Consider the following 18730-nt stretch of genomic DNA (forward strand, 5'->3'; position numbering starts at 1 on the left):
TTTCGTCTGCCGCGCCGTCATGGCTGGTCGCGCCCTGCGGCGGAGCCGCTAATGTCACAGCCCCGCGCCCCTTGCAGGGGCGTTGCAGCTAGGGGAGCTGCCAAGTGTGCGGGCTCTCCGGCGCGTCGAGCCACGCCCACGCCCCTTCACCGCTGACCGTGACGCCGTAGCGCTCTCGCCCGGGTCTCCCTTCGCGCTCCCACAGCTCGCGGGCCTCCCCCGGATCAAGCGTCCCGTGGGTGAGGGTCAGCAGGAAGCGGAGTAGTTCGGGGTCGCCGGGCCGGTGCGGGATCTCGCCCGCCGAGCCGGGCCCGGCGCCGCGCAGGGGCACGAAGTACGCGGCCGTGTCCAGGAAGCGGCCCTCGGCGTGCTCCGCGTCCCGGACGGTGAGGGTGATGAGGCCGGTGGCCAGTGGGGCCAGGATGCGGGCGCCGGGGGTGCACTGGGCGGGCCAGGCGGGCGGGACCGTGGGCAGGGCGCAGGTCGCGATGATGCGGTCGTAGGGGCCGTGTTCGGGGACTCCGCGGGTGCCGTCGCCGGTGACGACGGTCGGGCGGTAGCCGGCGTCGGCGAGGTGGGTGCGGGCGGAGTCGGTGATCTCCGGTTCCAGGTCCACGGTGGTCACCAGGTCGTCGCCGAGCCGGTGGGCGAGCAGTGCCGCGTTGTAGCCCGTCCCCGCGCCGATCTCCAGGACCCGGTCCCCGTCCGCGACCCGTAGCTCGGCCAACATCCGTGCCATCAGGGAGGGTTGGCTGCTGGACGACACCAGCTCCCCGTCCCGCAGCCGCGTGGCCAGCGGTACGTCGGCGTAGGCCCCGCGCAGCCAGCGCTCCCGGGTGCGGGGGTCGGGGCTGTCCCTCCACAGCCGCTCGTTCCCGTCGGCGACAGCCACGTAGTAGTACGGCACGAACAGATGCCGCGGTACGGCCGCGAACACCGCGCGCCAGCCGGGGTCCGCGTCCCAGGCGCCGCTCAGGCCGATCGCCCGCACCAGCTCCGCCCGGGCGGAGACGGCGACGGCGTCCAGGTCCTTGTCGAGAACGTGCGCGCTCATACGTCCACTGTCCTGCGGCGGGGGCCGGGAGGCGAGCGGTCCTAAGTCTCAAGTCGTCGGTAATGCACGGATCGTTTGTAACAACTTTCTGTAGCTGGTGAAAGCCCAGCTCAGGACGGGTGCCGGGGGCGGCTCGTCGGCCAGTTCCGGAGCGTAGTCAGGCGGAGGGTGGCCGGACGGTGCCGCCCTCGACCGACCGGCGCCAGGCACCGGAACGCAACAACTGGGTCTTCACCCGCGACCACCACGGGGTCCGGCTCCTGGTCTTGAATGCGGCCTCATCCCGCACCGCGTCGGCAAGCTGCCGGTCTGCTAGGTCAACGGTCTTCGCGAAGTCCTCGACCTCCGCCCACTTCTCGTCGGCCGCAGCCCACATGTCCGCGTTGCTGTGGTGAGCCGTGGCACGGGCGTGCAGCTCGCGCCACTCCGAGAGGGCACGGTTCCAGTGGTTGAACGCCGCCAGGGAGAGAGTGTCCAGGGCCCGGATCGCGGGCGAGCCGAACATCTCCAGTTGAGCCTGCATCAGCATGAACGCCTTGAATTCACCCTCGGCATCGAGGAGGGCTGCCTTGGCTGACTTGGCGTGGAGTACGTCCGCCCGGTGCTGAGCCAGAACCCGGCGTACCCGCAGTGCCTCCTTGTAGGTGTCCATCCGGCGATCCCACACGCGATGCTGGCGTTCCCTGTTGCGGGTCAACCGGTGGGTGACTAGTACAGCGGACGTCGAAGCCAACACCGAGGCGGTCCCCACAATCAAGGTGGCCTCGACTGGTTGCAGTGCCATGAAGTGATCGTATGCACCAGCCTCAACCATTTGGGGCCACATCACGAGACCCCTACCGCCAGGGCAGGATCTGCCGCGTCAGGGCGCGGTCGTGCAGCCGGGCGCGCAGCTCCGGGGGCCACGTCTCCACGGCGGCCCGGTCCGCCTCGGTCAGCCCGTCGGTGGGATCGACCACCGTGTCGGACAGGGTGCGCTCGCGGTCGGCCGGGGCACGGTCGGCCGACTGGAGCCGCCGGTACTCGGCCGTGAGCCGCTGCGCCTCCCCCGGCTCGGCCGACGCCGGGTCGCGCTTGATCTCCCGCAGCCGCCGCTTGATCTCCCGGCGCCGGTCAGCCTTCATCGTCGTCCTCCAGATCTCCGAACTCGTCCTCGAAGTTCGCCAGTTGAGTCAGCACGTCATCAACGCTGTCCCGCTCGCGCCAGCGCCGGGGCGTGGACGGCTCGGGGGCCGACGGGCCCGGCGGCAGGGCGAGCTGCGGCCGGGGAGCCTCGGGGCGCGAGGCGCCGGGGTCCTCCCCGTCGATGGAGCGCAGGTGCCACCCGGCCAGCTCCAGGGCGTAGGTGGTCAGCCGGGCCCGGAAGGCGCCGTCCATGTCGACGGCCTCCAGCACCTCGGGGATCACCTTGAGCAGCACCTCGGCCATGTCGGCCGACTCCTCGTCCACCCGGCGCTCAAGAGCGATGTTCAGTTGCTCCGGGGCGTCCAGGCCGAACAGCTTGCGCCACGACTCCGAGATGCGGACGAGCTGTTCGTTCGCCTTCAGGGTCGGGGCGTCGTCGCGGAGCGGCTGGCCGTTCGGGTCGAGGACGACGGCCCCGCCCTGGACCACTTCGCGAGGCGGCAGCCGAGCAGGGCATCACCCTGGAGGCGTCGTGAGTGCCGCCCGGCCGGTGTGTGCCTGCTCGGGCTCGGGCCGCAGCCTGCGTCCGTGCCTGAAGCACTTCGCCGCCCTGCCGCCCGCCGAGCGGAGCCAGGTTCTCCTACGGCTCGGCCTCTCCAACCCCCGTACCTCCAGGAGGAGTTGACCATGCCCGGTGAACTGGATCAGGAGCGCGAGCGCATCGCACAGGCCGGGCGGGAGGCGCTGGCCGACATCCAGCGAGCCTCGGCCGAGGCGTCGGCCTCCGTGGTGCGGGTGATCGAGCAGCAGACCGGCATCACCCTGACCCCCGTGAGGCCGTCCGTGATGGACGCTCACTTCCCCGAGCTGGCCCGGATGGAACGCCAGGCCGCCGCGTACGTCGAGGTCATGCGCATCGTCCGGCAGTGGATGCTGCCCACCGATCCGCGTCGCCTCGGTGAGCTGGTGCCCGACCTGCCTGAGGACGTCCGGGAGCAGATCGCTGACAACTTGGTCCAGGCGGGCCTGAGTTGAGCACTTCTCCCTCACTGATCAACCCCGGGCAGCGCAGGAGGCTGCGGGACTTCGTCGCCGCCCACCCGGGCCTTACACGCCCCGAGCTGATGGCGGCGGCCGACCGCGTCCAGATGCGGATGCTCATCACCGACGGCCTGACCGAGGTGGTGCACAGGTCGATGGTCCAGCAGGACGACGACGGCCGGTACTGGCCCGCCTGAGCTGAGGGAATGCCTTGCCGGCCGATTAACCTAAATCGCTGTCAGCGGGGGTTGCTCGGCCGCACACTCTCGGCATGATTGCTGCGGCTGCTGATCCCTGGTGGGCCGACTGGCCCAAGTTCCTGCCCGGCTGGCTCGCGTTCGCCTGGACCCTCGGCCTCGGGGCCCGCAAGGTCTGGCTACGCCGCCACCGCCTTGCCGTCGGCCCCGACGTCGAAGGCGTACGGGAAGCGGTGATCGGCGTCCGCAGTCTCTGCAACGAGATCATCGCCAAGCGTGGCTGCATGGCTCAGTGGTTCAGGGAAGCCGGGCGTCGTGAGGCCCACCTGTCCCTGACAGATGCTGCGGGCCGGGTGGACGACAAGGAACTCAAGAAGTCCCTTGAGACAACGGCCCGTGAGTGGACCCACCTAGTCGAGCAGGCGCCGATCGCTCGGGCGCGCGTGTCAATCATGGGCACACCCGATCCGCCGGGTGTACGGCAGCAGCGTGCCGACGAGACCCGCAGACTCAAGGAGCAGGTGCTGGGGGCGAAGGGCATCGTTCTCGCACTTAGATGTCACCCTTGCCCGCCTGAACGAACTGGAGCGCCGCACCCTCGGCCGGTGATGACGGAGCCCCGCTCGGGTGTACCCGAGCGGGGCTCCTGTGCGGTCGGGCTACGGACGCGAGATGGACTCGCAGCGCGACTCCTGCGCCATCTTCTGGTCGTCGGCGGACCAGTTGGACCGGGTGTCGGCACGCGGGCAGAAGACCTTGGCGTAGCCGGGGACGTTCGCCCCGAGCACACCCCCGGCCAGAGCCCAGACGATGATCCCGATGCAGATCACGGTGGACAGGCTGAGTTTTCCCTTACTCATGATCAGCCTCCGAGGCCGGGAACGGCGGCGAGGGCCGCCTGGATGAACTCCTGCGGACCGCCCATGAGCATCACCACGGCGGCGGCTGCGATCAGGACGGGCACGCGGTGCTGCTTGGCGACGGCGACGATCACCCCGAGGGCGACGAGAGCGGCGAACTCGATCACAGGTACGGCCCTGCCTTCCGGCGCTCCCGGCGGACGGCTGCGCCGACCGAGCCGGGGTTGGCCTCGGGGATGATCGCGAGCACGTTCGCGATTGCCTCGGCGTTGCTCGCCGTGTTCGCGATCTGCTCGCGCACGATCGCCGCCATGTTCGGGCGTTCGCGATCCGTGTTCGGGCTGGTCGGCGGGGGCGTGCTCGCGCCGTTCGCGATCTGCTCGCGAACAGGCTCGGGGTGCTCGCGAACAGGCTCGCCCGTGTTCGCGATCTGCTCGGCGAACTGCCTCCCGGCGCTCGCCAGTTCGGCCGGGCTGGTGTCGCGGTCGCTGGCCGACAGCTCCAGCACGGTCGGCCGGGCCCCCTCCAGGGACCGGCGCAGCGCCTCGGTGTGCGCGTCGACCCGGAGCGTCTGCCGGTCCACCAGGGCCACGGCCTGCCGGACGTGCGCCTTGCTCAGCCGGTCGGCGAGGTCGTCCCGGTCCTGCTGGGACAGCTCCCGCTCGATGTGCTTCATGATCCCGAGCCAGAGCACCTTGGCTATGGCGCTGGTCAGGGCGCCGACTGTGGCCATGCGCCAGTCGGGGGCGCCGTGCCAGAAGATGGCGCCCATGGTCACGACCAGCAGCGCCCACCCCAGCGCCCGGGGGAAGGCCCGCTTGTCGGGGTCGTACCGGGCCTTCCACTCCAGGATCAGGCAGGTGGCCCAGCTCAGGTCGAACACCGTCGCGGCCAGGAACCCGAGGCCGCCGTGCAGCAGGCTGCCGATGCTCCAGGTGGACCAGGCCACGGCAACGGCGGTCAGCGCGAGCACCATGCCGACCCCGGCGCGCGTGCTGATGACGTCCCAGTCCCGGGGCGGCTGCGGCTCGGGGGCGAACTCGATCGTCTTGGTGGTCTCGAACGTGGAGCCGTCGGGCCGGGCGACGGTCACCCGGCGCCGCTCGGGCGGCGGGGTGCGTACCTTCATGAGGAGTCCTCTTCCTGTGCGTTCACGTGGGGGAGGGTGAAGCCGTCCGGGGTCTCTTCGACCAGCCCCCGGACGGCCAGTTGGCGGATCTTGCGGTGGACCGAGCCGGGATTGCGGCCGGTGGCGCGGGCGACCTCCCGCACGCCCGCCGGGCCCCCGAGCAGCGCGCGTTCGATCTCCTCGGTGAAGGCGTCCGTCCGGGTGTTGCGTGTTGCCGTCGCGGGCGCAGAATGCGAGGTCAGGCGCGTGTCCGGGCGTGCAACAGCAACGGGCGCAACGCGCTTGTCCAGGCTGACGGGTGCGCCCAGCGCGGTCACCTGTCCGTGCACCCGCAGCCCCCGGAAGCGGCCAGGCGAGAGCCACAGGCCGTACAGGGTGCGCGGGCTGCGGTCGTGCTCCCAGACCAGGCAGGTGCCCGGCCCTCCGAGCAGGTGCGGCGCCCACCCGGCCGACCCGAGGCCCGGGAACACGACCTCGGACTCCTTGGCCGACTTGAGCCGGTGGCTGATGACGCAGGCGAGCTGCGACCGGAGCTGGGTCGGGATGGTGAGGGCGAGCGGGTGCTGTACCGCGAGTACGAAGAACACCCGCAGCTCCCGGCCCATCTCCACGGCCCCGAAGAAGTCGCGTTGGGCGTAGGCGTCCAGCTCCCGCAACAGCGTCGCGGCCTCGTCCACGAGCACGACGAGATACGGCACGTCCTCACCGGCGATCAGCCGGTCGGCCCGCTCGGTGAACTCCCGGCCGACCAGATCCCGCAGCCGGGCGGACACCTCGGCCGCCGTGACGCAGGTACGGGCCCGGCCCCGGTAGTCCCGCAGGGCAGAGATCCGCTTGAGGTCCCACACCTCCAGGCACGCGTCCGGCGCCTGGAGCACGTGCGCGGCGATGACCCGCTGGGTGCTGGACTTGCCGGAGCCGGTCTGTCCGGCGAGCAGGATGTGCTGCGTCAGGCGGATGCGCTCTCGGCGGCCGAGGGGACCCCGCCGGGCGAGCGCCACGGGGGCCGTGAACGGGCGCGTACGGGCCTCGGAGCGCCACCGGAACAAGGTTCTGGCTGAGCGTCAGCGGGAGCACGCTCAGCACCCGCTGAAGGACGGGGCGGCGGGTCTTCGCGGCACCCTGGGCACGGAGCTTGGCGGCCTCGCGCCGCATGAGGCGCCACGCCCGGTACCGGGCCCGGACGTAGAAGAAGCCGACGACGGCGACGAGCACGAGAGCGAGGCTCACGACGGCTCACCCCCGTGGGCCTCCAGGTACCGGACGAGGTCGGCCGTGCGGACCTTCTGTCGGCGGCCGACGGTCCGCACCACCGGCACAGGGAACTCCCCCCGGGCGGCGAGAGTGAAGGCGGTGGTGCGGCCGATGCCGAGGGCTCGGGCCGCCTGGGACAGGGGGACGAGCGCGGGCCAGGCGCGGACCTCGTCGAGGGTTGCTGGTTCGCCCATGTGGGGCTCCTCCGGGGCAGGACCCGGCCCAGCACACGGAAACGACCACGGACCGTGTTCTGGTCCGTGGTCGTTGGTCGTTCTGCTGCTGCCAGCGTACGTCTACGTTCGCCGGAGTTCCAGAGGATTCGGGGGCGTACAACACCCAATCTGAACTGGGGATTTAGTCGATTCGGCTAATCAGCCGGCAGGGGGCCCGGGTCAGACGTTGAGCGCCTGGCGCGCGTCGCTGATGAGCCGGTGCGCCTCGGCCCCGTAGACGGCCGACTCGCGCAGCGTGTTCCAGGTGCGGAGATAGGTGCTGACGCTGGTCTCGTCCTCGATCCACAGCTCCGAGTGCCACGTCTCGACGATCACGCGGCTGTCGTCGTAGACCCAGAAGGCTGTAGCAGGCGGGATCTTGAGCGAGGCACTGAACGGGATGATTCCCAGCTCGACCGTGTCGAGGCCGACGGCTCCGGACAGCCGGTCGAGCTGTCCGGCCAACACAGACGGCGGACAGACCAGCGCCCGGAGCGCGGCCTCCCAGAGGATCAGGTGGAAGCGCTTGGAGGAGTCGTACAGCGCCTCCTGCCGCTTGATGCGGGAGCGGACGGCTTCCTCAGTGTCCCGGGGCGACTGCTGGAGTTCGGCGTACCGGGTGAAGATCGACCGGGCGTAGTCGGGGGTCTGGAGGATGCCGAAGATGATGGACGACTCCCAGCCTCGGAACACCGAGGCGTCACCGTGGGCGGCCAGGTGTGTGTCCTGCACGGGCTTGTGCCCCGAGGCGAGTTGCCGCCGCCATGAGCGGATGTGGGACTCGAACCCCCTCAGCCGGGCGAGGAGTTCGTCGTACGCGTCCGGCTGGCCGGTGCCCTCGGCCCAGGCTCGGAGGTCGTCGGGGGTGGCGGTCTGGCGGCCGTTCTCCAGCTTGGAGACCTTGGGCTGTGGCCAACCGAGGCGCCGGGCGAGCGCGGAACCGGTGAGCCGACCGTCCGGCGCGGTGAGCCTCAGCTCACGCAGCCGGACCCCGAGCGCTTCGCGCGCCTGCTGGTAGTCGGTGGTCACCGGTTCCGCTCCCTGCTACTCGCTGGCGGCGAGCCTCGCCGCGAACTCCTCGTACGGCACGGCGTAGTGCGTGGCGGCGTCGCGCGCCTGGCAATAGCGGTTGACCTCCACGGGTTCCGTGATCAGCTCCACACTGACGAGGTCGTCGGCGTCGTCGAAGTTGAGCCGGGCCACCAGCCGGGAGTCGAAGAGCCAGAAGTCCTCGTCGGGAAGCTGGAGGCGCTCGGCCTCGGGCCGCCAGATCTGCCGGATGTCCTCACCGACGGAGCTGTTCCGCCGGGCGTTGTCGAGCAGGTAGAGCTGCCCCGGGGTCGGGGGGTTGTCGACGACGCGGACGCGCTCGAACCTCTTGCCGAGAGCGGTCTGTTCGCGGCGCTCGGCACACCACTCGGGGTCCCTGCCCTCCCAGTCGACGGACTCGCCCCGGAGGAACTGCGTGTAGGTGTCGGTGACTTCGTCTGAGGCGTACCGGCGCCGGGTCTCCAGCCTCCACGCCGTGTGCTGGAACTGGGTGAACAGCCGGTCGAACTCGTCTAGGCCGATGACGTTCGGCACGCGTACGACCTCCTTGGGGCCGAAGTCCACGAGCAGTTCGCGCGGGACGATGATGGGCACCTCGCCCCCTCCGAGGTGCCGCAGGCGGGCGATGTCGTCAGGGTCGGTGAGCGCCGGTCCGTGAATGATCACTTCGCCGGTGTCGAGGTCTTCGTGCACGGCCGGGCAGCCATTCACGCCGCTGCCCGTGCCGTTGAAGCGCAGCCGTCGCGCCATGATCAGTTCCTTTCGCCGGGTACTGACTCCTTCATGATCACCGTGCTGGGGAGTGGACGGTACGGATCCGCCGGGCCCTTGTGGATATAAACGGCTATAGATAACCCTTACCCGAGAATAATCGGGTATAGGCGCTAGCCCTCTCAACTGGCCCACCAGAACGCTGAGTTCATGGTCACAGCACAGCAAGAGCCGGGCACCTCGGATGTCACAGCGGCGGTCGAGACTCTGCGGGAAGCACTGACGTCGGCGGGGATCGTACTGCCGTCCTTGGGGGCGGACGCAGCGTCGCCCTCTCTGAACCTGATCAACCTCGGCCGGGTGCGGGCAGACGTCGCCCTCCGGCTGGCCGACGTGATCCAGCGGGGGTGCGCATGAACTTGTTCATTCCGGAGATCGGCGAGTTGGTGTACGACGTGGCGACCGGCAAGGTCGGCCAGGCCATGGGCCACGAGGGGCCGCACTGGCAACTTCGGCCGGTCGGCGGGGGACGCGAGTGGGACGCCCTGGGGCCGATCCGTCCGCCGACGGATGCCGAGCGGCTGTCGGCAGGCGTGGCCCTGGCCAACGCCCGGAGCCGGGGTGAGTGCGCATGAGCGCGCCGGTCGGCAAGGTGGCGTCGTACGACGTTGCCGCGTACCGGAGGCTCCTGGACCACGGGCAGGCGTGCCCCGGCTGTGTGAAAGCCATGTGCCCCGAGGCCCGGATCATGTGGAGAGCCGTCAAGCGGCGGGAGTTGTAGCCACCCCAACAGCGCGATGCCCGGCCGACAGGGGGAACGTCGGCCGGGCATCGCTCGTATGTGATGTGGATCAGGCAGCGGTGACCCACTTCAGCCGGTCCGGCACCGGGTCCCTCCATCCCTGCGATGGCGTGATGCGCACCTGTCCGAGGGCATCCGGGACCAGAAGCAGCGCCGCTACGGCACGCTGGCGATGGACGTCGGCCGCCTGCCACCAGGCAATCAGATCCGCCTCGGGGTCGGCCGGGAGAAGGTCCGCAAGTGGGGCGGGCGTCGTGAGCTTGGCCAGCTTGTTCTCCAGGACGGCGATGTCCTGCTCCAACTCCTCCATGTCGGCGGTGCGCTGGATACGGGCGCGGGCCGTCTTCGGCTGGGGTGCTGCCTCCAGCTCCTCCAACTCGGTCCGGAGCCCCGCCAGTTCGCTGCGCGTCGCCTGCTCCTCCGGGCCCCCGGCCGGGCGCTTACGGAGCCGGGCGACCCGGTGGGGTGCGGACAGGTACGCGAGGATGACACCCAACTTGGGCTTCGCCTCGCCGGTCCCTGGGTCGACGGCCGTCAGGTCGCCGATGAGGATGCGGTCCACCTCCGCCTTGTCGACGCGGACGCAGCCCTTCTTGGCGCACTCGTAGCCGGGCACCCCGGCCTTGCGGCAGCGGACCGTGATCGGACCATCGCAGGGGTTGCAGCGCAGCGTCGTGGTCAGGACGTGCTGCACGCCTGTGTCGAGGTAGGTACGCCGGGACGGGTCGGCGAACAGCCGTTGAACCCGGCTGAACACCTCGCGGGACACGATCGGTTCGTACCCCTCCCACTGCACCGGGATCAGCGTGTCCTTGTGCTTCCTCAGCCCCGCGTAGGCGGGCCGGGTCAGCATCTCCCGCAGGTTGCCGTCGTGGAAGGGCTTGCCGGACGCGTTGACGAGGCCTCGCTCCGCCCATTCCTGCGCGATGGCATAGACGGCCTCAGGGAGCGCGTCGTCCCCGACGGGGTTGCTGTAGAGCAGCGCCACAGACTCATCACCCATCCGGTTGTCCCGTACTCCGGCCGCGCGGACGAACAGTTCGGCGATGAGCTTCCCGTCCCCCGGGCCCGGGTACTGACGGACGCAGCGGGGACGGCCGTCCATCACTTCGTACTCCCGGGCGTAGCCGAACGGGATCTTGCCGTGCGGACGGCCCTCCCCTGCGGCCGAGTTCACACCTCGCTGCGTCCGGGCGGACAGGCGCCGGGCCTCCTTCTCCGCGTCGAGGATGCCTCGGTTCAGGAGGTCGTAGTCGTTGTAGTTCCGGGGGTCGTACGGCTGACGCTCGTCGCTCGTCACGTGGATCAGGTAGCCGCCCACCTCGCACAGCTTGATGATCCGGTTTCCCACCCCCATCTCGCGAGCGAGACGGCTGATCTCCCACAGGACCAGGACGTCACCGGGCTTGCCGAAAGCGCCGGTCGCGAGGTCGTCCATCAGCTTGTCGAAGTCGCTGCGCGCCTTGGTCGCGTACTTGCTGGCGCTGCCGGTGTCCTTGTACGGCTCGCCCGTCCAGGGGCCGTACTCCAGCTCGGAGGCGAGGTTGCCGCTGTGCTGGTCGGTGATGCTGCGGGCCGTCCGCCCCTTGCCCTTGCTCACGCGCAGGTACTCCCGCGCGGTCCGGGTCGCCACCTCGGCGGCTATCTGTGCGGTTGCGGTAGCCATTGCCCCTCCTCGTCACCTTGTGTCCCCTTGCACCCCCAATTTTGGTACCTACGGTCCATCCTTAACCTCGGCCGCCCTGTCTGAGACCATGGAGAGCGTGAAAGAGATTCGGCGCGGCACGCTTCAGGAGCAGACCTTCTACGAGCAGGTCGGCGGGGAGAAGACCTTCCGCCGGCTCGTCCACCGTTTCTACGAGGGCGTCGCCGGGGACCCGCTGCTGAGGCCCATGTACCCGGAGGAGGACCTGGGCCCGGCCGAGGAGCGCTTCACCCTGTTCCTGATGCAGTACTGGGGCGGCCCGACGACGTACAGCGACAACCGCGGCCACCCGCGCCTGCGCATGCGCCACGCGCCGTTCCAGGTCGACCAGGCCGCGCACGACGCCTGGCTGAAGCACATGCGCGTCGCCGTCGACGAACTCGGTCTGTCCGAGGAGCACGAGCACACGCTGTGGAACTACCTGACGTACGCGGCCGCCTCGATGGTGAACACGGCGGGCTGACCGCCGCTCACTGAACGTCGGATTCCGGTCGTCCGGCGCCGATATCCGGTCACAATCCGGTCAAGCAGTGGTCGCAAACGGTTACTCGCCGCCGGTCCCCTCTGGCAGCATCGCCGGAGAAGATCCGGACGACGGCGGGGGGCCGGGTGGGGTTCGTCCTGGTACGCGCGCGGGCACACCGCCTGCTGCTCGCCGCCGCGCTGCTCACGGTGCTGCTGACCACGGCGGTCCTCACGACGCTCACGGCCTACTCGGGCGCGATCGGCGACGCGGCGCTCCGGCACTCCCTGAACGACGCCCGCAACGCCCCCGACACCGCCCTGATCGTCAAGGCCGAGGTCCCGCCCGCCCAGCGCGCGTCCGCCGACACCGCCGTACGGAAGGCGGCGGGGCGGACCTTCGACGAACTGCCCGTGACGGTACGGACGTTGGTGCGCTCCGGGCCGTACGCCCTGCCGCGCTCGCTCCAGCCGCGGGCCGAGCGGTCCGGCGATCCGGATCTCACCTACTTCGGGGCCCTGGACCGGTCGCAGGTGCGGCTGATGTCGGGCCGCTTCCCGCGCGCGACGGCCTCGGGGGACATCGAGGTCGCGCTGCCCCGCACCGCGGCCGAGGGACTCGGGGTGCGGGCCGGCACACGGCTCACCCTCGACAACCGGCTCAGCGGGCCCAAGGCGCACATCCTGGTCACCGGTGTCTACCGGCCCGCCGACGCGAGCACGGCCTACTGGCTCCTCGACGACCTGCGCGGCCGCGGCCTCAGCACGGCCGGTTTCACGACCTACGGCCCGCTGTTCACCGATCCCGCGAGCCTCGCCGAGTTGAGCGCCGGGCCGTCCGCGTGGCTCGCGTCGGCCGACTTCTCCACGCTGACGACCGGGCGGATCGGCACCCTGCGCGCGAGCGCCGGGGCGGGCGGCACCTCGCTGCAGAAGTCCGGTGCCGTACCGGGAGTCACCACCGCGACGACCTCGTTGCCGGACGTACTCGACCGCATCGACCGCTCGTTGCTCGTCTCCCGCTCCACCCTGCTGATCGTCGCGCTCCAGCTCGCGCTGCTCGCGGGGTACGCCCTGCTCCTGGTGGCCCGGCTGCTGAGCGCCGAACGGGCGGGCGAGAGCCGGTTGTTGCGGGCGCGCGGCGGTTCCCGGGCCCGGATCGCGGGCCTGTCGGCGGTGGAGGCGCTGCTGCTGGCCGTACCGGCGACGGCAGTTGCACCGTTGCTGGCGGGTCCGCTCACCGAACTCCTCGCCGGACACGGCGCGTTGGCGCGGATCGGCCTGCACCTGGACACCCCGGCGGGCGGCCGGGCGGGGGTGTGGCTGGTCGCGGCGGCCGTCGCCCTCGGCTGCGCGCTGGCGGTGACGCTCCCCGCGCTCACTTCCTCCTTCGAGGGCGGCCGGGCCCGCGCGATCCCCGCTCCGCTGCGCGCGGGCGCTGACCTCGGGCTGCTGGCCGTGGCCGGGGTCGCCTACTGGCAGCTGAACCGGCAGACCTCGGGAGCCGTCAGCAGCGACAACTCCGGGACGCTGGGCATCGATCCCCTGCTGGTCGCGGCCCCCGCCCTCGCCCTGCTCGCGGGCACGGTCCTGACGCTGCGGCTGCTGCCACCGGTGGCACGCCTGGCCGAGCGCCGGGCCGCCGCCGGGCGGGGGCTGCCGGTGGCGCTGGCGGGCTGGCAGTTCAGCCGCCGTCCGATGCGTGGTGCCGGGCCGGTGCTGCTGCTCGTGCTCGCCCTGGCGCTGGGCATGCTCGCGATCGGCCAGAGCGCCTCCTGGAGCCGCTCGCAGGGCGACCAGGCCGACTTCCAGGCCGGGGTGCCGGTCCGCGTACTGGCCGCCGGTGACGGCGGGTTGGGCCGCACGGAGACCTACGCGGACCTTCCCCGCGTACGGGAGGCGGCTCCCGCCGTCCGCACCTCCCTGTCCCTCTCGGGCGACCGCACGGCGACCGTGCTGGCCCTGGACACGGCCCGCGCGTCGGACGCGGTGCTGATGCGAGGGGACCTGACGTCGGGGCACCCCGCCGGTCCGCTGCTGGCCGGCCTGGGCCCGAAGGGGCGCACAGCGGGCACCGGGATCCCGGCGGGAACGGCCGGGTTGACGGTGCGGGCGGGCATCGGCGGCACGGGCCCGCGGACCACGGCCGACGTCACGGCCACGGTCGAGGACCGCTACGGCACCCCGTACCAGGAGTTCCTCGGCCAACTCCCCACCGACGGAAGACAGTACGACCTGAAGCTGGACGTCTCCGCGTCACCCGGCCCGCTGACCCTCACCGGACTTCAGCTCGACCTGCCCCAGCCCGGCGAGCACTCGTCCCGGCACCGGCTCACCGTCAGCGGGCTGACCGCCACGGACGCCCGGGGAAAGGTCCGGCCGCTGCCGCTGCCCACCGCCTGGACGGCGCGGGCCGCCACCAGCGAGTCGTACGGTCCGCGCTCCAACCCGCCCACCCCGAAGGTGACTTCGACGAAACCACTGACCGTCGACTACGGCACGGGATACATCCCGGGCAAGGACATCTGGACGGTCTCCTCCGTCACGGTGCGGCTGCGTGTCGCACAGCCCCCGGCGCCCGAGATCACGGCCGTCGCCACCGACCGCTTCCTGACCTCGGCGGGTGCCCGCACCGGACAGCGGGTGCAGGTGACGCTCGGCGGCGAGAACCTGCCGGTGCGGATCGTGGCGGCGGTGCGGGGACTGCCGACGACGGGTGGTGCCGAGGAGGGCGACGGCGGTGCGCTGCTGGTCAATCTCCGGTCCGTGAACCGGGTGTTGGGAACGCGCTTCGTCGATGGCGTCACGCCCACCGAGTGGTGGCTGGGGACGTCGCCGGGCGACGCGCCGGCGGTGGCCGCGGCGGTGCGCGCCCTGCCCGACGTCGATCCCGGGGAGGTCGTGGTGCGGGAGGAGATCGCCCAGGAGCTGCGCGACGACCCGTTCGGCGCCGGTCCCGAGGCCGCGTTCGCGGCGGCGGCGCTGGTGGCGGCGGCGCTCGCGGCGGTCGGGTTCGCGGTGAGCGCGGCCGGCTCGCTGCGGGAGCGCGATGCCGAGTTCGCCGTGCTGCGCGCGCTGGGCGCCCCGCGCCGCCAGCTGGCCCGGATGATCGCCGCCGAGCAGGGGGTCCTGGTCGCCCTGGCCCTCGTGGTGGGCGTCGCCCTGGGGACCGTGCTGACCCGCGCGGTGATCCCCCTGATCGTCCTCACGGCCCAGGCGACCCGCCCGGTACCGGGCGTCCTGGTCGAACTCCCCGTCACACATGTGGCGTTGCTCCTCGTGGCGGTGGCGGTGACACCGCTGATCGTGACGGCGACGCTCGCGCTGCGCCGGGCCGACCCCGCCACCTCGCTCCGCGAACAGGGAGGCGAGTGACATGAGCACCCCCCATGCCTCCGTGACCGCACCCTGGATCCGTACCCATCTGCGCTCCGCGTCCGGGACCGCCTGGACGCTGGCGCTGCTCGTCGCGGTGACCGCGTGTCTGGCCGCCGTGTTCCCGCGGGCCCTCGACCGGTACGAGGACGCCGGGCTGCGGCGCTCCGCCGCGCAGGCGGGCCCCGGCCGGACCTCCATCCAGCTCTCCGGCGAGCAGCCGGACCCGATGCTCCCGCCGGACCAGCGCGAGGCGGCCCTGCGCCCCGACGTGCTGCGCTCGGGGTACGAGCGGGCGCGCACCGTGGTGGGCCGTCCCCTTGTCGTCGACACCGCCCAGTCCGCGTACGGCGTGCGCCCGGCCGACGAACCGGCCGTGCCGGACACCTGGATACCGCGCCCGAACGGCCTGCCCGCGCATGTCTACCCGGCGACCCAGAGCGACCTCGCAGGACACGCGACCGTACGGGAGGGCAGACTGCCGCGCGCCTCCGCACCGGTCACCGCGCAGACCCCGGAGGTCGAGGCCGCCGTCACCGCCGCGACCGCCAAGAGCCTGCACATCAGGGTGGGTTCGGTGATCCACGTGCCCGGCGAGGGACGCGGCCCGCTCGCCGTCCGCGTCACCGGCATCCTCGTCCCGCGCGACCCGGCCGGCGCCTACTGGTCGGCCCAGCCGCTGCTGCGCACCCCGACCCTGGTGGCCCTGCCGACGCCGGACCGGCCGAAGTACTGGCTCGGCGCCCTGCTGCTGGCCCCGGACGCGGCCCCGGCCCTCCTCGGCACCTCCGCGCAGCCGGGCCCGTACTGGCAGTTGGCCCCCGATCTGACCACCCTGCACGCCCACGACCTGGACCGCCTGAAGACCGCGGTCGCCTCCGTCGAATCGGGTCCCGGCCTCCAACTGGCCCGTACCTACACGACCCCCGACACCGAGGTGAGCACCGGCCTCGACGACATGTTCACCGCCTACGGCGAACTCCGCTCGGGCATCCGCCCGTTGACCGCCGTCGCGGCCTTCGGCACCGGCACGGTCGCGCTCGTCGTCCTGCTCATGGCGGGTGGCCTCACCGCCGACCGCCGCCGCACGGAACTCGCCCTGCTGCGCGCCCGCGGCGCCTCGCTGCGCGGCCTCACCGCCCGCCTGCTCGCCGAGACGGCCGTGATCGCCGTACCGGCGGGCGCGGTCGGGCTGACGGCGGCGCTGCTGGCCGCCCCCGAGGGCCGTCGCACCCACGCCGTCGCCGCCGCCCTCGCGGTCGCCCTCACCGCGTCCGCCGCCCTGCCCGTGCGCGCCGCGCTCACCCATCGGACCGTGGGCGTCCACGGCCCGCGCGAGGACGTGACGGCAGTACGTCCGTCCCTGAGCCGCACGGTCGCCGAACTCACCCTGCTGGTGCTGGCGTCCGGCGCGGTGGAGGCGCTGCGCAGACGCGGCACGTCCGGCTCGGCGGGCGATCAACTGGTCGCACTGGCACCGGTGTTGGTGGGCGTGATCGCGGCCCTGGTGCTGGTCCGGGTCTATCCGCTGCTGCTGCGCCGGCTGACCCGCCCGGCCGGCCGGCTGCGGGGCGCGGTGGGCCATCTGTCGCTGGCCCGGGCGGGCCGTACGTCCGTTTCCGCGGTGCTCCCCCTGCTCGCCCTGCTGACCGCGCTCACCACGGCCGCGTTCGGCGGCTCGGTCCTCGCGGGGGTGGACGACGCCCGCGACCACGCCGCCCTGCTCGCCGTCGGCGCCGACGCCCGCCTCGACGCGACGGCTCCGCTGCCCGCCGAACTCCCGGGCCGGGTAAGCCGGTTGGCCGGAGTGGACGGGCTCGCCGAGGTGAGCATCACGGACCAGGCGAAGCCGCTGGACGGCCAGGAGGCGGTGCCGCTGGTGGGCGTGGACCCCGGCTCCTACGCCGAGTTGACGGACCGGACGGGCTTCGGGGCCTTCACCGGAGGGCGGTTGAAGCGCTCGGGCTCCGTCCTCCCGGCCCTCGCCTCCCCCTCCGTGGCGTCCCACTACGGCACCCGCCCCTTCCTCGTCCGGCTGCCGGACACCAGCGCGGTCACCGTGCGGATCGTGCTCGTCCGGGACGTGACCCCGGCCGTGTCCGGCGCCGACTTCCTGGTCGTGGACCGGGCCGGGCTGTCCGGTACGGCGGCCCGGCCGAGTTCGCTGCTGGTGACCGGCGCCCATGTGAGCGGTTCCGCGCTGCGCGGCGCGGCCGGTTCCTCGGCCGGGGTGACGGTACGGGCCGAGGAACGCGCCCGGTACGTCGACTCGCCCCTGCAGTCCGGTGCCGAGCGCATCTACGCGGCGGCGGTGGCGGCGGGCGCCGGGTACGCCGTCCTGGCCCTCCTTCTGGCCCTGCTGCGCGCGGCCCCCGAACGCGCCGCCCTGCTGGCCCGGCTCCGCACGATGGGTCTCAGCCGGGCGCAGGGCCGCCGGCTGCTGATCCTGGAGTCCCTGCCCCAGGCCGTGTTGGCGGCGGCGGGCGGCGCGCTCACCGGCTGGGCGACGATCCGGCTGCTCGCCCCGGGCTTCGACCTGACCTCGGTGGCCCTGGCCTCGACCCGGAACCCGCTGGGCGAGGCCCGGTTGAGAACCGACCCGGTGTCGCTGGCGGTGCCCGCGATCGGGGTGCTGCTGGTGGCGGTGGGGGTCGCGGGGGTACAGGCGTGGTGGTCCGGACGGCAGTCGTCCGTACGGGAGTTGAGGGCGGGGGACGCGCGGTGAGCCGTGGCGAAGGTGTCGGTGGAGCAGGCTTGGGCCGGAGTGCCGGCCAGGACCGAGGAGAGCGTCGATGACCACGAACCCCACCCTCGCCGACCTGGCCACCCGCGCGGCCGAGAGTCGCAACCGGCCCGCCTACGGCCATGACGCGCTGATCACCTGCGACCGGCTGGTCCGTGTCTTCACCGCGGACGGGGTCGAGGTGCAGGCGTTGCAGGGGCTCGATCTCCTGGTCAGGGAGGGCGAGTTGATGGCCCTGGTGGGGGCCTCGGGCAGCGGCAAGTCAACGCTGATGAACATCCTGGCCGGGCTGGACACGCCCACCGCCGGTGCGGCCCGGGTGGCCGGCCGGGATCTGCTCGCGATGACTGCCAAGGACCGGCTCGCCTACCGTCGTGAGGTCGTCGGGTTCGTCTGGCAGCAGACCTCCCGCAATCTGCTCCCCTACCTGACGGCAGCTCAGAACATCGCCCTGCCCATGCAGTTGTCCGGCATCCGCTCCGGGCGCCGGGCGAAGGCCGAACGCGCCCTGGAACTCCTGGAGTTGCTGGAGGTCGCCGACTGCCGTGACCGGCGGCCGCGGGAGATGTCGGGCGGTCAGCAGCAGCGGGTGGCGATCGGGGTGGCCCTCGCCAACGCCCCGGCCGTGCTGCTCGCCGACGAACCGACCGGCGAACTCGACTCCCACACCGCCGAACAGGTCTTCGCCGCGTTCCGCACGGCGAACGAGCAGTTGGGCACCACCATCGTGATCGTCACCCACGACCAGGCGGTGGCCGGCGAGGTCCGCCGCACGGTCGCCATCCGCGACGGCCGCACCTCCACGGAGGTCCTGCGGCGCAGCGAGGTCGACGCGACGACGGGCCACGAGACGGTCGTAGCGAGGGAGTACGCGATGCTGGACCGGGCGGGGCGGCTTCAACTCCCCGCCGAATACACGGAATCGCTGGACATGCGGGACCGGGTGGCCCTGGAGCTGGAGTCGGACCACATCGGTGTGTGGCCCGACGACAGCGAGCAGCGGTGAC

General features: G+C 72.1%; 21 protein-coding genes. 9 read left to right on the top strand and 12 right to left on the bottom strand.

The genetic code is table 11. The annotated features are described in order from the left end of the window. Positions 1-88 precede the first annotated feature (88 nt). From ACGFY9_RS19795 to ACGFY9_RS19810, 4 genes are all read right to left on the bottom strand, one after another. Positions 89-1054: a methyltransferase domain-containing protein gene (locus tag ACGFY9_RS19795; RefSeq protein WP_393755703.1), complete on the bottom strand. Its 966-nt coding sequence runs from the start codon at positions 1052-1054 to the stop codon at positions 89-91. 157 nt (positions 1055-1211) lie between these two features. Next, positions 1212-1838 (bottom strand): hypothetical protein, encoded by a 627-nt coding sequence (locus ACGFY9_RS19800; RefSeq protein WP_393755705.1) that lies wholly within the window; start codon positions 1836-1838, stop codon positions 1212-1214. 52 nt (positions 1839-1890) lie between these two features. Beyond that, complete coding sequence (locus ACGFY9_RS19805; RefSeq protein ID WP_393755706.1) at positions 1891-2178, bottom strand: hypothetical protein; 288 nt, start codon at positions 2176-2178, stop codon at positions 1891-1893. Next, complete coding sequence (locus tag ACGFY9_RS19810; RefSeq protein WP_393755707.1) at positions 2168-2668, bottom strand: hypothetical protein; 501 nt, start codon at positions 2666-2668, stop codon at positions 2168-2170. Before ACGFY9_RS19810 ends, ACGFY9_RS19805 begins: the two co-directional genes overlap by 11 nt. 198 nt (positions 2669-2866) lie before the next feature. Between ACGFY9_RS19810 and ACGFY9_RS19815 the strand changes: the two genes are divergently transcribed. Together ACGFY9_RS19815 and ACGFY9_RS19820 are read left to right on the top strand one after the other, a co-directional pair. Continuing rightward, positions 2867-3214: a hypothetical protein gene (locus ACGFY9_RS19815; RefSeq protein WP_393755709.1), complete on the top strand. Its 348-nt coding sequence runs from the start codon at positions 2867-2869 to the stop codon at positions 3212-3214. Continuing rightward, positions 3211-3417 (top strand): hypothetical protein, encoded by a 207-nt coding sequence (locus ACGFY9_RS19820; RefSeq protein ID WP_393755710.1) that lies wholly within the window; start codon positions 3211-3213, stop codon positions 3415-3417. The genes ACGFY9_RS19815 and ACGFY9_RS19820 overlap by 4 nt, the downstream gene beginning before the upstream one ends. A gap of 659 nt (positions 3418-4076) precedes the next feature. On the opposite strand, the gene ACGFY9_RS19825 is transcribed toward ACGFY9_RS19820, so the two are convergent. From ACGFY9_RS19825 to ACGFY9_RS19855, 7 genes are all read right to left on the bottom strand, one after another. Further along, a complete protein-coding gene (locus tag ACGFY9_RS19825; protein WP_393755711.1) occupies positions 4077-4277 on the bottom strand; it encodes a hypothetical protein in 201 nt (66 codons plus the stop codon). Between the two features lie 2 nt (positions 4278-4279). Further along, positions 4280-4444 carry a hypothetical protein gene (locus ACGFY9_RS19830; protein WP_393755712.1) on the bottom strand — a complete coding sequence of 55 codons (165 nt, stop codon included), beginning with the start codon at positions 4442-4444 and terminating at the stop codon, positions 4280-4282. Next, positions 4441-5406 carry a hypothetical protein gene (locus ACGFY9_RS19835; protein WP_393755713.1) on the bottom strand — a complete coding sequence of 322 codons (966 nt, stop codon included), beginning with the start codon at positions 5404-5406 and terminating at the stop codon, positions 4441-4443. The genes ACGFY9_RS19830 and ACGFY9_RS19835 overlap by 4 nt, the downstream gene beginning before the upstream one ends. Next, entirely contained in the window at positions 5403-6407 is a 1005-nt protein-coding gene (locus tag ACGFY9_RS19840) for a helix-turn-helix domain-containing protein (protein ID WP_393755714.1), read from the bottom strand. The genes ACGFY9_RS19835 and ACGFY9_RS19840 overlap by 4 nt, the downstream gene beginning before the upstream one ends. A 225-nt stretch (positions 6408-6632) precedes the next feature. After that, positions 6633-6854 carry a helix-turn-helix transcriptional regulator gene (locus ACGFY9_RS19845; protein ID WP_393755715.1) on the bottom strand — a complete coding sequence of 74 codons (222 nt, stop codon included), beginning with the start codon at positions 6852-6854 and terminating at the stop codon, positions 6633-6635. A gap of 201 nt (positions 6855-7055) precedes the next feature. Beyond that, positions 7056-7904 (bottom strand): helix-turn-helix domain-containing protein, encoded by an 849-nt coding sequence (locus ACGFY9_RS19850; protein ID WP_393755717.1) that lies wholly within the window; start codon positions 7902-7904, stop codon positions 7056-7058. A gap of 15 nt (positions 7905-7919) precedes the next feature. Then, positions 7920-8675, bottom strand: a complete 756-nt coding sequence (locus ACGFY9_RS19855) for a DUF6879 family protein (protein ID WP_393755718.1) — start codon at positions 8673-8675, stop codon at positions 7920-7922. Positions 8676-8846: 171 nt separating this feature from the next. Between ACGFY9_RS19855 and ACGFY9_RS19860 the strand changes: the two genes are divergently transcribed. From ACGFY9_RS19860 to ACGFY9_RS19870, 3 genes are read left to right on the top strand one after another with little or no spacing between them, the layout of a single operon-like run. Then, the gene (locus tag ACGFY9_RS19860) at positions 8847-9053 is read left to right on the top strand and encodes a hypothetical protein (RefSeq protein ID WP_393755719.1); all 207 of its coding nucleotides are present in this window, start codon (positions 8847-8849) and stop codon (positions 9051-9053) included. Then, complete coding sequence (locus tag ACGFY9_RS19865; protein WP_393755720.1) at positions 9050-9271, top strand: hypothetical protein; 222 nt, start codon at positions 9050-9052, stop codon at positions 9269-9271. Before ACGFY9_RS19860 ends, ACGFY9_RS19865 begins: the two co-directional genes overlap by 4 nt. Then, complete coding sequence (locus ACGFY9_RS19870; protein WP_393755721.1) at positions 9268-9417, top strand: hypothetical protein; 150 nt, start codon at positions 9268-9270, stop codon at positions 9415-9417. Before ACGFY9_RS19865 ends, ACGFY9_RS19870 begins: the two co-directional genes overlap by 4 nt. Positions 9418-9487: 70 nt before the next feature. On the opposite strand, the gene ACGFY9_RS19875 is transcribed toward ACGFY9_RS19870, so the two are convergent. Beyond that, positions 9488-11104 carry a recombinase family protein gene (locus tag ACGFY9_RS19875; RefSeq protein WP_393755722.1) on the bottom strand — a complete coding sequence of 539 codons (1617 nt, stop codon included), beginning with the start codon at positions 11102-11104 and terminating at the stop codon, positions 9488-9490. An 88-nt stretch (positions 11105-11192) separates the two neighbouring features. Between ACGFY9_RS19875 and ACGFY9_RS19880 the strand changes: the two genes are divergently transcribed. From ACGFY9_RS19880 to ACGFY9_RS19895, 4 genes are all read left to right on the top strand, one after another. Further along, positions 11193-11606, top strand: coding sequence for a globin (locus ACGFY9_RS19880; RefSeq protein ID WP_393755723.1), 414 nt, complete (start codon positions 11193-11195; stop codon positions 11604-11606). Positions 11607-11752: 146 nt separating this feature from the next. Next, positions 11753-14980, top strand: a complete 3228-nt coding sequence (locus ACGFY9_RS19885; RefSeq protein WP_393755725.1) for an FtsX-like permease family protein — start codon at positions 11753-11755, stop codon at positions 14978-14980. 1 nt (position 14981) lies between these two features. Further along, the gene (locus tag ACGFY9_RS19890; RefSeq protein WP_393755726.1) at positions 14982-17705 is read left to right on the top strand and encodes an ABC transporter permease; all 2724 of its coding nucleotides are present in this window, start codon (positions 14982-14984) and stop codon (positions 17703-17705) included. 67 nt (positions 17706-17772) lie between these two features. Then, the gene (locus ACGFY9_RS19895) at positions 17773-18729 is read left to right on the top strand and encodes an ABC transporter ATP-binding protein (RefSeq protein ID WP_393755728.1); all 957 of its coding nucleotides are present in this window, start codon (positions 17773-17775) and stop codon (positions 18727-18729) included. The last annotated feature ends 1 nt before the right edge of the window (position 18730 follow it).

This window comes from Streptomyces sp. NPDC048504 (assembly GCF_043200035.1).
In the GTDB taxonomy this organism is placed as follows: domain Bacteria; phylum Actinomycetota; class Actinomycetes; order Streptomycetales; family Streptomycetaceae; genus Streptomyces.